Genomic DNA, 12121 nt, shown 5'->3' on the forward strand with positions numbered 1-12121 from the left:
ACCGGCCGCCGTGGGACGGGGTCCCGACGGCAGCAGGTCATGTGCGACCCGCGGGTGAGCGGGTCACGACATCCGAGGCGACGTCAGGTCACCGTGCCGGCCTGCTGCGGCGACGGATCGTAGGCGCCGCTCGCCGCCGTCCGCCGGAGGCGTCCGACGGCGGTGAGAACGTCCTGGTGAGAGGTGTAGAGGGCGTTGACGCCGAACCGCAGGAGGTCGGGTGCGCGCATGTCGGCCACGACGCCCTGGTCCGCCAGCGACCGGATCAGGCCGTAGGCGTGCGGATGGCGCAGGGACACCTGGCTGGCGCGGCGAGCCGGCTCGGCCGGGGTGACCGCCTCGAAGCCCAGTCCGGTCAGCATCTCCTCGGCGCAGCTCAGGAAGAACCCGGTCAGGGAGGAGCTCTTGGCGCGGACCTGTGCCATGTCGATGCCCTCGAAGGCCGTCAGCGCGGCTTCCAGTGCGAGCAGGGAGAGGATCGGCGGCGTACCGATACGGGCCCGGGCCACGCCCGGCGCGGGGGTGTAGTCCGGCTGGAGACCGAAGGGGTCCGCGTGTCCCGTCCAGCCGTTCAGCGGTGTCCGCCAGTCCTCGTGGTGGCGGCGGGCGGCGTAGAGGAACGCGGGGGCGCCCGGGCCACCCGAGAGGAACTTGTAACCGCAGCCGACCGCGAAGTCGACGCCCAGGTCGTCGAGGTGCACCGGCAGCGCACCGGCCGCATGGCACAGGTCCCACAGGGAGAGCGCGCCGGCCCGGTGCGTGGCCGCGGTCAGCGCCCGCATGTCGTACAGCTCGCCCGTCCGGTAGTCGACGGGGGAGTAGCTGACCACGCAGACGTCGTCGCCTTCCGCGGCGAGGCAGCGCTCCAGTTCGCCGGGCGGGACCGGGCGTACGCGCAGCCCGTGCAGCCGGGCCACCGACTCCGCGAGGTACCGGTCGGTGGGGAAGTGCCCAGGGTCGGTGACCAGCAGGCGCCGGCCGGGGAGCAGCCCGGCGGCGGCACTGAGCGCGGTGTAGAGCTGCACGCTCGTGGAGTCGCCCACCACGGTCTGCCCCGGCGCGGCGCCGACGAGACGCCCGACGGCGTCACCCACGCGGAGCGGGGCCTGCCACCAGTCGTTCGAGTTCCACGAGCGGATCAGGTCGGTGCCCCACTGCCGGTGGACGACGTCGGTGAGGACGGGCGGCACCGCCGCAGGCAGCGGCCCGAGCGAGTTGCCGTCCAGGTAGACGAGCCCGTCGGGGATCAGGAAGCGTTCCCGGACCGGGGCCAGGACGTCCTCGGCGTCGAGTGCCGCGGCCTGTTCGTCCAGGGTGCGGGCGGCGGTCGTCACGGCTGGCCTCCCGTCCGTGCGGCGCTCGCGCCCGACCACTCGCCGGCGAGCCGCCGCAGGGTGTCCGCGACGGCCTGCGCACCCGCCGCACCCGGCTCGATCAGCGTGTAGTGGCCCGTCCCCGGCAGGACGACGGTCTCCAGATCGTGGTGGACGGACGCGTAGTCGGCGAACTGCGACAGCGGCACCTCCTCGTCGGCGGCGCCGTGCAGCAACACCGTCCGTACGCGGGTGGAACCGGCGCCCTTGAGCAGCTCCAGCGGATCCACCAGAGGCAGCCGCTCCTCGAACTTCTCCTCACCGCCGAGGAGTTGCAGCGCCGCCCCGTTGCTCAGGTCGTCGCGACGGGTCGCGGCCAGGTCGGTGAGCGGGGCGAGCGCGAGCACGGCGTCCGGCAGGCGGGTCGTGTACCAGGGCGAGGACGGCGGCAGCAGCCCGCGAGCCGCGCACCACAGGGCGAGATGGCCGCCCGAGCAGTGACCGGCCAGGACGTACGGCCGTCCCCCGGGAAGGGTGTCCACGAGCCGCGCGACGTCGTCGAAGGTCTCCGGGAAGCCGCCTGCGCCACCCGACCGGCGGAATCCCGGCAGCAGCACGGAGAACCCCTGCCGGGAGAGATAGGCGGCGAACGGGGTCAGATGCATGCGGTCGTAGCGCCAGTAGCCGCCGTGCAGCAGGACCACCAGCGGGGCGTCCGGGTCCTCGGCCGGCCAGGCGTCGTAGACCTGGTGGGGGTGCTCCCCGTACGACCCGTGCCGGGGTGCCAGGACGGGCTTCAGGCTCAGCACCCGCCGCTCCTCCTCCGCGCCGAACGCGGAGACGACCCTAGACGTCACCGCGCACCGCCCACAGCTCGGGGAAGACGGTGCGGGCGGCGCGCTGCTCCAGCCAGGCCAGGCCCGGGGAACCGGCGCTGCCCGACTTGGTGCCCATCGCCCGCCGCACGACCATCACGTGGTCGAACCGCCAGCGCGCCACCAGTTCGGCGAGGTCGGTGAGCAACTCGCCCAGTGCCAGCAGCGGATCGTGCTGCGGACCGGCGTACACGTGCCGCCACACCTCGACCACTCCGGGGTCCGGGACGTAGGGCTCGGCGACGTCGCGCTCGCGGACGTGCCGCGGCACCGGCAGGCCGCGCCGGTGCAGGAACAACAAGACCTCGTCGTAGAGGGACGGTTCCCGGTGCGCGTCACGCAGCGCCTCGTGGACGTTCGGGTCGCCCCGGTGGGCACGCACCAGCGCCTCGGACTTCTCGCCGAGCAGGAACTCCATGTGCCGGTACATCGCCGACTGGAACCCGGACGCCCGGCCGAACGCGGCCCGGAATCCGTTGAACTGAGCGGGCGTCAGCGCGGCGATGGGCTGCCAGGAGGCGACGAGGGCGCGCAGCGCGCGGCGACTGCGCACCAGCGCGTCCACGGCCTCGTCCAGGTCGTCCTTCACGAAGGCGTCCCGGGCCGTGCGCCACTCGTGCACGATCAGCGTGAACCACAGTTCCATCACCTGGGTGGTGATGAGGAAGCCCATCTCGTCGGCGGCCTCGGTGAGCGGTCGCTGGAGCGAGTTGAGGACCGACGCGTGGACGTAGTCGTCATAGGGAGTCGCCCCCGGGAAGGGCTGGGTGAGCGGATCGTCCGTGGACAGATCCGCGAGTACGGATGTGCCGTCTTGCATCAGGACTCCTAGAAGGCCGCGGGCGGCCGGGAGACGAGCGGGGTGGGTGCGCCTGCGTGCGCTGCCGGTGCCGGACCGGCTCGACGGGGGTCAGAGCTGGACGCCGCCACTGGCGTCGATCCACTGACCGGTCATCCAGCGGGCGTCGTCGCTCGCGACGAACGACACGATGTCGGCGATGTCGGTGGGGGTGCCGAGGCGGTCGAAGACGGACGCCGCCGAGTAGGCCTGCCGGATCTGCGGGTTCTTGAGGGTGGGGTTGATCTCCGTCTCGGTGAAGCCGGGCGCGACGGTGTTCACGGTGATGCCGCGCGGCCCGGTCTCCTTGGCGAGGGAGAGGGTGAGGGCGTCCAGGGCTCCCTTGGTCATCGTGTACGCGATGATCGCCGGGAAAGCGACCCGGGAGGCCACCGACGAGATGTTGACGATCCGGCCACCGTCCCGCAGGCGGGGCAGGGCGCGCTGGATCACGAAGAACGGTGCCCGGGTGTTGATGGCGAACAGCAGGTCGTAGTCCTCCTCCGTGACGTCCGCGATGGTCCGGGGGAGGGTGATACCGGCGTTGTTCACGAGGATGTCCAGGCGGGGTTCGGCGCCCCGGGCGGCCATCTGGCGGTCGAACTCCGTCCAGAGGGTCTCGGCGTCGCCGGGGACACCGAGTTCGGCGTGGACGAGGAACGCCTGCCCGCCCTCGGCCTCGATCTCCTTGACGGTCTGCTCGGCCGCGTCGTGCCGGTGGCCGTAGTGCACGGCGACCAGGGCGCCTTCGCGCGCCAGCCGTCGGCTGATGCCCTTGCCGATGCCTCGGCTGCCGCCGGTCACCAGGGCGGTCCTGCCTTCGTGCCGCAGGGTGGTGGACAACGTGCTCTCCTTCACTGGAACGGGGTGAGGGTGGGGGTGGGGGGTCGAGGTGAGGGGGACCGGGGGTCAGCCGCGGGTCGCGGGTCAGGCGTCGAAGTCGAGCGTGAGGTCCTCGCCACGGGGGCGGGCGCGGCAGGCGAGCGTGTAGCCGGCCGCCAGGTCGTCGGCGTCCAGGGCGTGCTGGGGCCCGAGCGTCACCGCTCCCCGCACCACCTTCGCCCTGCAGCTGCCGCACACGCCGTCGCGGCAGGCGTACGGCGCCTCGGGGCGGTGACGCAGAACGGCGTCGAGGATCACCTCGTCCTGCGGCAGCACGGTGACGACGCTGGTGCGGCCGGCGAGCACCGTCGTGATCCGGCCCCCCGGGATCGCGGCAACCTCGGAGGCCGGTCCGGGCGGGGTCCCGGCGCCGGAGAACAGTTCCGAGCGCACGCTGTCCGGGGCCGCGCCCCACGCGTCGAGCGTCGCCGCCACGGTCCGCAGCAGCCCGTACGGCCCGCACAGGGCGAAATCCGTGCCGGGGCCGGGACGTGCGTCGAGCAGCCGGAGCAGGCGCAGCAGCTTCGGCGTGTCGAGGCGCCCGCTGAACAGCTCGCTCTCACGCCGCTCGCGGGTGAGGACGTACAGCACGGTGAACCGGTCGACGAACGCGTCCTTGAGGGCGGCGAGTTCGTCGGCCAAAAGCGCGTCGCCGACGGTGCGGACCGAGTGGATCAGCGAGACCCGGCAGCCGGGGTCCGCGCGCAGTGCCGAGGCGGCCATGGGGGCGAGGGGTGTGATGCCGCAGCCGCCGGCGATCAGGACGTGGTGCCCGCCGGTGACGTCCGGGAGCCCGAACCGGCCGTCCGGCGGGGAGAGTTCGAGAAGGTCTCCCTCCTTCAGGGCGGACAGCGCGTGCTCGCCGAACCCGTCGGGTGTGTTGCGCTGCACGACCAGGCGCAGGGCGGCCGGGGCGTCGGGCGGCGGGCAGACAGAGTAGCTGCGCCGCAGTTCCGTGCCCTCGCGCCGGTGGCGTACGACGACGTGCTGGCCCGGCCGGTGGGCGAAGGTGCCGGCCAGGGTCTCCGGGACGTCCAGGGTGATGGCCACCGTGCCGGAGGCCAGGCGGTCGAGGCGGGAGACCGGCAGCCGGAACCACCCGGTGCGCCGGGCCGCCGTCGGGCGCGTGTCGTGCGGCCCTGCGTGCTGTGCCGCGGGAGCTGTGGTCATGGGCGTCTCACATCGCCGTCAGGTACGGAAAGGTCTCCCGGCAGGCCGTGCAGCGCAGCATGGACTGGCAGCGCGCCGGACCGAAGGGACTGTGCGGCCTGGTGGCCCGCGAACCGCAGTGCGGGCAGGACACGCCGAGGCCGAGGCGCACCGGCCGGGGCGCGCCCCGGGGCACGGGCGGCGCGATGCCGTGCGCGGCGAGCTTGTCGCGACCCGAGCGGGTGACGCGGTCGGTGGTCCAGGCGGGCGCCAGGACGTGGCGCACCCGGCCGTCCGGATGGCCGCAGTCCCTGAGGACGTCCTCGACGGCGGAGACCATGGCCGGCAGCGCCGGGCAGCCGAGGAACGTCGGCAGGAGCTCGACCTCCAGGACGCCGTCGGCCGCCGGGGCGACGGCGTGGATCACGCCCAGTTCGCCCAGGCTGATCATCGGCAGCTCGGGGTCCGGAAGGGCCTCCACCCGCGAGCGCACCTCGGTGATGTCCCGGCGCGGAGCCGGGGCGGCCCGGCGCTCGGTCGCGGGGACGGGGCCCGGCACGGACTGCCGGGCCGGGAGCGGCTCGGTGGCCGTGGGCGGGCGGTGCGCGGTCACCAGGTGCCTCCGGGGAACTGCCGGTGCACGGACTGCATCTCGGCGATCAGCGGGGCGAAGTCCTCGGTGTGCAGGCCCTCTCGTCCGCCCCGTGCCGTCCACGTGGGTGCGGGCACGGTCAGCCCGGCCCGCGCCACGACGGCGGTCACGCTCTCCTGCCAGGAAGGGCGGAGCAGTGCGGAGGACGGCACGACCCCGGCCTCGACGAGCCGGCGCGTCGCGTCGTCCTCGTCGAACAGCTCGGCGACGTACGGCCAGACCCGGGCCAGCCCCGCCTGCATACGGCGCGCGCTCTCCGCCGTGCCGAGGCCCAGCCGCACCGTCCAGTTGTCCGCGTGCCGGCGGTGGAAGGCCGTCTCCTTCGCGGCCCGCACCGCGAAGGCGGCCAACTCCCGTTCGGCGGAGCCGGCCAGCGCCTCGTAGAGCAGTACGGCGTAGTGGGTGTACGCCAGTTGGCGTGCGACGGTCGCGGCGAAGTCGCCGTTCGGCAGCTCGGGGAGCAGCGCGTTGCGGAACTGCCGCTCCGTGCGCCCGAAGGCGAGATCGTCGTCCGACCGGCCGCTGCCGTCCATCCGGCCGCTCCAGGCCAGCAGGGTGCGGGCGTGGCCGACCAGGTCGAGGGCGATGTTGGACAGCGCCAGGTCCTCCTCGATCGTCGGCGCCCGCGTGATCCACTCGCACAGCCGCTGTCCGAGCACCAGCGCGTCGTCGCCGAGGGCCAGGGTGAACCGGGCGAGGTCCCCGTCCGCCGTGCCCGCGCCGCGCGCTGCCGGGACGGTGGTCTCGCAGGTGTCAGTCATCGTGGTCGCCTCCCTCCGCCGCCGGGGCGAATTGCTCGGGGTACCGGTAGGGCTTGTGCCGGGCGTTGCTGAAGAACGGGTCGTGCTCGTCGGGGGAGACGGCGTGCACCGCGTCCGAGCGGACCACCCAGAGGGACAGCGGATCGCCTCGCCGGGTGTAGAGATCCCGGGCGTGGGCGAGGGCCGCGTCCGGGTCGCCCGCCCGCACCGACCCCACGTGCTGGTGCGACAGTCCGCGGCGCGGGCGCAGGAAGACCTCCCAGGACGCCGTCGTCTCGTTGCGTGCGGCACTCATGCGACCGGCTCCTTCTCCCGTACGGCATCCGGGGCCCGCCCGGGCACCTCGTGCGCGGTGTCCGCCACGTCCGCGTGCTCGCGGGCCGCGTACGCGGCGACCGCCTCCCGGACCCAGGCACCGTCCTCGTGGGCCGCGACGCGGTGCGCCAGCCGCCGACGGGCGCAGTGCGAGTCGTCGCCGAGTGCGCTGCGGTACACCTCCCAGTCGATCGGCCCGAAGTCGTAGTGCCCGCGCTCCTCGTTCCAGCGGATGTTCGGGTCGGGGAGGGTCAGACCCAGGCGCTCGGCCTGCGGCACGCAGTGGTCGACGAAGCGCTGACGCAGCTCGTCGTTGGTGTGCCGCTTGATGCCCCAGGCGATGGCCCGCCGCGACACCGCCGCGCCCAGCGCCGCCGTGCGCTCGTCGGCACCCCCGGCGACGGTGTCGGGCGGCCCGAACATGAGGGCCACGGCCGGCAGCCACCAGCGGTTCACGGCGTCCTGGGCCATCTCCCGCTGCGCGGGCGTGCCCTCGCACAGCGACCGCAGCAGGTCGTAGCCCTGCCGCACGTGGAACGCCTCCTCCTGGCAGACCCGGCGCATCGCCCGCGCGTAGGGCCCGTACGACGTGTGGCACAGCGGCGCCTGGTTGATCACCGCGGCGCCGTCCGTGAGCCAGGCGATGGCCCCGGTGTCGGCCCAGGTGAGAGCCGGATGGTTGAAGGTGGCCGCGTAGCGCTGCTGCCCGCGGTGCAGGGCGTCGAGCAGGTCGTCGCGGTCCACCCCGAGGGTCTCGGCGGCCGAGTACAGGTACATGCCGTGGCCGGCCTCGTCCTGGACCTTCGCGATCAGCACCGACTTGCGGTGCAGGGAGGGCGCGCGGGTCAGCCAGGCGCCCTCGGGCTGCATGCCGATGATCTCGGAGTGGGCGTGCTGGGCGATCTGCCGGATCAGCATCCGGCGGTAGCCGTCGGGCATCCAGTCCCGGGGCTCCACCGTCTGACCGGCGTCCAGCAACGCCTCGAAGTGCGCGGTGAGTTCCGCCTCCGTGGTGGGGACTGCCGTGTCCGCCGCGCCGGGTGCCGTGCTCATGTCGGCCCGTCCCCGGTGCTGCCGGCGTCCGTCGCTCCGGTGGGTGTCGCGGAGCCGGCCGGGCGCGTGAGCGCGACGCCGTCCGCGGTGGCGCCCGCGTGGGTGCGCACACCACGGTCCGTGGTCCGGGTCGCGGTGCCACGCCCGCCGGTGGTCCGGGTCGCGGTGCCGCTCCGGTGAGCGGGTCCGGTCCCGCTCACCGCACCGACCCGCACACACTCCCTAGGCATCGGCATCACTCCCTCGACCGCGATCACCCGCCCGCTGCGTGCCTCATGGCCCGAGCGGAACCTTTCACCGACAAGAGAGGACGGACGGCAGCCGCGCTATCCCCGGCCGTCGCGCCCGCGCGCGTGACGAACGTCACCCGGGAGCGAGGGGAGTGCTCGCGGGCCCCGACGCCTCTTCTTCTTGCGACACAGGGGCGCGGCCGCGACGGCGGCCGGCCGCGGCACAGCGAGAAGGGGACGCCATGAGCACCATCAGGACGTTGCTGGTCGAACTCACCGGCACGGCCGAGTACGCCGACGCCATCGGTGACGACGTCGACCTCGCCGGCAGTGGCATCGACTCCGGTGACCTGGTGCGCCTGGTCCTGCTCGTCGAACAGCGGACGGGCGTGGAGATCACCGCGGAGGACATGGAGAAGCTGCACACGATCGCCGACTACGAACGCTTCGTCGCCGAGCACGCCGTCGCCGGAACCCCCGGCGGTGCGTGATGTGGCTGACGCAGCTGGTGGAACGCAACCGCCAGTGCTTCCCCGACCGCACCGCGCTCGTCGATGAGCACCGCAGTGTCACCTGGGCGCAGTTCGACGACCGTACGGCCGAACTCGCGCGCGGCCTGGCCGAGTTGGGCATCGAGGCCGGTGACCGCGTCGCGGTGCTCTCCCAGGACCGGATCGAGGTGCTGGAGAGCTACTTCGCGCTCGCCCGGCTCGGCGCGCTGTTCGTGCCGCTGAACCACAGTCTGGCCGTGCCGGAGGTGGCCGGCATCATCGAACGGGTCGGCGCGGTCGCGGTGCTCGGTGAGTCCGATCTGCTGGACCGGCACGCCTCCCTGCCGACGACGGTGCGGATCCGGATGGCGTTCGACAAACCCGCCTTCGAGGCCCTCGGCACCATGGCCGACGAGAGGGACCTGCCCGACGTTCCCGACACCGCCCCGATCGCCGTGCTGCACACCTCGGCGACCACGGGCCAGGCCAAGGGTGTCACCGTGGACGAGGCATCGTTCCGCGCCATCGCCCTCGGCTGGCTGGTGTCGGCCCGCCCCACCGACGACATCGTGATGGTCAACTGCTGCCCGCTGTACCACGGCAGCATGGTGGTGTCCCTCACCTACCTGGCCGCGGGCGCCACCGTCGTGCTGATGCCCGGCTTCACCCCCCAGCGCGCCCTGGCCGCCGTCGAACGGCACCGGGCCACGCACATGTGGCTGGTCCCGCAGATGCTGCGCTTCATGCTCCAGGCGAAGGCCTCGCACCGCACCGACCTGTCCTCCCTGCGCGAGATCCTCTACGGCGCCGCCCCGATGCCTCTCGACGTGTACGCCGACGCCGTGGAGCGCCTGGGCTGCGGCTTCCGCCAGGTGTACGGCATGACGGAGGTGGGCGGCCCCTTCGTCACCCTCGGCCCCGACGAGCACCCCGGACCCGGTGACGTGAGCGCCCGCATCCCGTGCGGACGCGTCATCCCCGGCATGTCGGCGCGCGCGGTGGACGAGCGGGGCCGGGAGGTCCCGCGCGGGGAGATGGGCGAGATCGTCGTCCGCGGCCCGGGCGTCATGCAGGGCTACTGGAACGACCCCGAGGCCACCCGCGAGGTCACCCGGGACGGCTGGGTCCTCACGGGCGACCTCGGCTACATGGACGAGCGCGGACGCATCCACCTCGTCGACCGCAGCAAGGACGTGATCATCCGGGCCGGCCAGAACGTGTACCCGTCGGAGATCGAGCGCGTGCTCATGACGCACCCCGGCGTCCGGGACGCGGCGGTCGTCGGCGTCCCCGACGAGGACTACGGCGAGATGCCGCTGGCGTACGTCGTCGCCGAGGAGGGCACGACCGCGCCCGCCCTGCTGCGGCACGTCGCGGAGAACCTCGCGCCCTACAAGCGGCCCCGGTGGATCGAGTTCATCGAGCAGGTGCCGCGCAACCCGGCCGGGAAGATCATCAAGAAACTGCTGCGGGACTGACGCCGTGCACGCGTGCCCGCGGACACCGGCCGGTGCGGTGCAATCGCCGGACGTGACAGCCGAGTTGGAACTGTTGCGGGCGCCGCTCGCCGCCGCCGGGCTGGGCCTGGGCGTTGCGCTGGAATCGGAGGCGCGGGCGCGTCCCGCCGGACGCGCCGAGGCGGCAGCCGCCGCGGCGATGATCCCGAGCCGCAGACGGGAGTTCCTCGCCGGGCGGCTCGCCGCCCGGCGGGCCCTGCGTGCGGTGGGACTGCGGTGCGGCGACATCCCCCGGGCCGGGCGGCTGCCCGTCTTCCCGCCCGGCCAGGCGGCGTCGATCACGCACAGTGCCGGCGTCGCGGTGTCCGTGGCCCGCGCGCCCGGGCACTCCGGTGTGCCCGGCTGCGACCTGGAGCTGGGCCCCCTCCCTCCGGGGGCCGAGCGGTTCGTGCTGCGTGCGGACGAGGAGGACTGGCTGCACGCGGCGGGCCCGGACCACGTGTCCGCCCGGATGCTCGCCCTCTTCTCCGCCAAGGAGGCCGCCTGGAAGGCGTTCCACGGTGCCCCGCCGCACCGCGCGGCGGACTCCGAGGCCCGCACGGCACCTTCCGCGGGAACCCTGCGTGATCTGCGCGCCGTACCCGCCCCGGCCGGCTTCTCGGTGCGGGTCCGAAGCTCCTCCCGCGACGCCGTCGAGGTCCGCGTCCACGCCCTGGGGGCGGGCGTGTTCAGCTGGGTGTGCGTCTGACGTCGTCCCCCGCCTGGGGGCGGACGTCCGGATCACGCCGAGGGGCCGGTGACTTCACGTCACCGGCCCCTCGGCGTGATCCGACTCCCGCTTTCGCTCGCGTTCACCAGTACCGCCATGTTCCCGGCGGGGTGCCGGTTGTCGTGGATGAGCTGGTGGGCCAGGCCGATCTCCTCGAAGCCGAAGGTCCGCGACAGGCAGGGGTCGATGACGCCCTGGTCGATCAGCCGGGTCACCTCACGTGCCTCGCGGGCGTCGGCGACGTGCGAACCCTGGAGGCGCTTCTGCCGCATCCACAGGAAGCGCAGGTCCACGTCCCCGTTGTAGCCGGTCGTGCCGCCGCAGATGACGACCATGCCCGCGTTGTCGCACAGGTACATCGAGGTCGGGATGGTGTCCGTGCCCGAGTGCTCCAGCACGATCCGGGGTGCCCGGCGCTCCCCGAGCACCTCCCAGAAACGCCGCCCGAAGGCACGCGCCCCGGCCAGCCAGCGCCCCATGGCGGCCTCGTCCGTGGCGTCCGGCAGGCGCCCCCAGTGGTCGAACTCGCGCCGGTCGATGTACCCCTCGGCGCCCAGCTTCACGCAGAACTCGCCGCGCTCCTCGCTGGAGACCACGGCGACCGGGATACCGCCTACGTGCCGGACGAGCTGGATGGCGATGCAGCCCAGGCCGCCCGCCCCGCCCCAGACCAGCACCGGGTCGCCGGGCCTGACGGTGTGCGGGGGCCAGCCGAACAACTGCCGGTAGGCGGTGGCCGCCGTCGCCATGTAACAGGCGGCCTCCGCCCAGGAGAGCCGGGCCGGCTTGGGATGGCACATGTAGTCGTCGACGACCGCGAACTGGGCGAAGGAGCCGTAGTTCTCCTCGTAGCCCCATACGCGCTGCGAGGTGGACGCGGCGGGGTCGCGGCCCAGCCGGATGTCCTGCGCCGACTCGTCCCACCGGCTGGCCAGCACGACCACCTCGTCACCCGGCCGCACACCGCGTACGTCCTCGCCGACGGCCCAGACGATTCCCGACAGGTCGGAGCCGCCGATGTGGAAGTCCTCCGTGGCGCCCGCCTTCTGCCGCGCGGCGATCACGTCCAGCGGTGAACCGAGCGCGGCCCAGACGTTGTTGTAGTTGACGCCCGCCGCCATCACCTTGACGAGGACCTGGCCGCGGCGGACGGGCGGCACGTCCACCACCTCGGTGCGGAAGGCGTCGCGCGGCTGTCCGTAGCGCTCACGCCGGATGAGTGAGGCGTACATCCGTCTCGGCGCGGTGCCGAGCTCGGGTGCGTCTCCGAGTTCGTAGAGGTCCTGGGGCACGGGTGATCTCCTGAGCGGTGGGGTCGTCACCGGTCGTGGGACCG

General features: G+C 73.5%; 13 protein-coding genes. 3 read left to right on the top strand and 10 right to left on the bottom strand.

Annotated features, from left to right (window positions below):
• Positions 1–83: 83 nt before the first annotated feature.
• The 9 genes from kynU to paaA form a co-directional block, all read right to left on the bottom strand.
• A complete protein-coding gene (kynU, locus tag ACFYQQ_RS19265) occupies positions 84–1334 on the bottom strand; it encodes a kynureninase (RefSeq protein WP_355787807.1) in 1251 nt (416 codons plus the stop codon).
• Complete coding sequence (locus ACFYQQ_RS19270) at positions 1331–2170, bottom strand: alpha/beta hydrolase (protein ID WP_355787810.1); 840 nt, start codon at positions 2168–2170, stop codon at positions 1331–1333. The genes kynU and ACFYQQ_RS19270 overlap by 4 nt, the downstream gene beginning before the upstream one ends.
• The gene (locus ACFYQQ_RS19275) at positions 2160–3008 is read right to left on the bottom strand and encodes a tryptophan 2,3-dioxygenase family protein (protein WP_355787813.1); all 849 of its coding nucleotides are present in this window, start codon (positions 3006–3008) and stop codon (positions 2160–2162) included. Before ACFYQQ_RS19275 ends, ACFYQQ_RS19270 begins: the two co-directional genes overlap by 11 nt.
• Before the next feature lie 90 nt (positions 3009–3098).
• Positions 3099–3869, bottom strand: a complete 771-nt coding sequence (locus ACFYQQ_RS19280; protein WP_355787816.1) for an SDR family oxidoreductase — start codon at positions 3867–3869, stop codon at positions 3099–3101.
• 84 nt (positions 3870–3953) lie between these two features.
• A complete protein-coding gene (locus ACFYQQ_RS19285) occupies positions 3954–5078 on the bottom strand; it encodes a 2Fe-2S iron-sulfur cluster-binding protein (protein WP_356169761.1) in 1125 nt (374 codons plus the stop codon).
• Positions 5079–5085: 7 nt separating this feature from the next.
• Positions 5086–5616: a 1,2-phenylacetyl-CoA epoxidase subunit PaaD gene (paaD, locus tag ACFYQQ_RS19290; RefSeq protein WP_388904980.1), complete on the bottom strand. Its 531-nt coding sequence runs from the start codon at positions 5614–5616 to the stop codon at positions 5086–5088.
• A gap of 50 nt (positions 5617–5666) precedes the next feature.
• Positions 5667–6470: a 1,2-phenylacetyl-CoA epoxidase subunit PaaC gene (paaC, locus tag ACFYQQ_RS19295; protein ID WP_355795313.1), complete on the bottom strand. Its 804-nt coding sequence runs from the start codon at positions 6468–6470 to the stop codon at positions 5667–5669.
• Positions 6463–6765 carry a 1,2-phenylacetyl-CoA epoxidase subunit PaaB gene (gene paaB, locus ACFYQQ_RS19300; RefSeq protein WP_355795314.1) on the bottom strand — a complete coding sequence of 101 codons (303 nt, stop codon included), beginning with the start codon at positions 6763–6765 and terminating at the stop codon, positions 6463–6465. Before paaB ends, paaC begins: the two co-directional genes overlap by 8 nt.
• Positions 6762–7838, bottom strand: coding sequence for a 1,2-phenylacetyl-CoA epoxidase subunit PaaA (gene paaA / locus ACFYQQ_RS19305; RefSeq protein WP_356169765.1), 1077 nt, complete (start codon positions 7836–7838; stop codon positions 6762–6764). The genes paaB and paaA overlap by 4 nt, the downstream gene beginning before the upstream one ends.
• A 472-nt stretch (positions 7839–8310) precedes the next feature.
• Here paaA and ACFYQQ_RS19310 point away from each other — a divergent pair, with 472 nt between their 5' ends.
• Genes ACFYQQ_RS19310 through ACFYQQ_RS19320 form a run of 3 tightly spaced genes read left to right on the top strand, consistent with a single transcriptional unit; the run spans position 8311 to position 10764 of the window.
• The gene (locus tag ACFYQQ_RS19310) at positions 8311–8559 is read left to right on the top strand and encodes an acyl carrier protein (RefSeq protein ID WP_355794249.1); all 249 of its coding nucleotides are present in this window, start codon (positions 8311–8313) and stop codon (positions 8557–8559) included.
• Entirely contained in the window at positions 8559–10037 is a 1479-nt protein-coding gene (locus tag ACFYQQ_RS19315; protein WP_355794250.1) for an AMP-binding protein, read from the top strand. The genes ACFYQQ_RS19310 and ACFYQQ_RS19315 overlap by 1 nt, the downstream gene beginning before the upstream one ends.
• Positions 10038–10089: 52 nt before the next feature.
• Entirely contained in the window at positions 10090–10764 is a 675-nt protein-coding gene (locus ACFYQQ_RS19320) for an enterobactin synthetase (RefSeq protein ID WP_356169769.1), read from the top strand.
• Between the two features lie 59 nt (positions 10765–10823).
• Here the strand turns inward: ACFYQQ_RS19320 and ccrA are convergent, their stop codons facing one another.
• The gene (gene ccrA / locus ACFYQQ_RS19325) at positions 10824–12017 is read right to left on the bottom strand and encodes a crotonyl-CoA carboxylase/reductase (protein ID WP_388904981.1); all 1194 of its coding nucleotides are present in this window, start codon (positions 12015–12017) and stop codon (positions 10824–10826) included.
• Positions 12018–12121: the final 104 nt, after the last annotated feature.

Origin of the sequence: Streptomyces sp. NPDC005496 (assembly GCF_042872045.1) — a bacterium.
Taxonomy (GTDB): domain Bacteria; phylum Actinomycetota; class Actinomycetes; order Streptomycetales; family Streptomycetaceae; genus Streptomyces.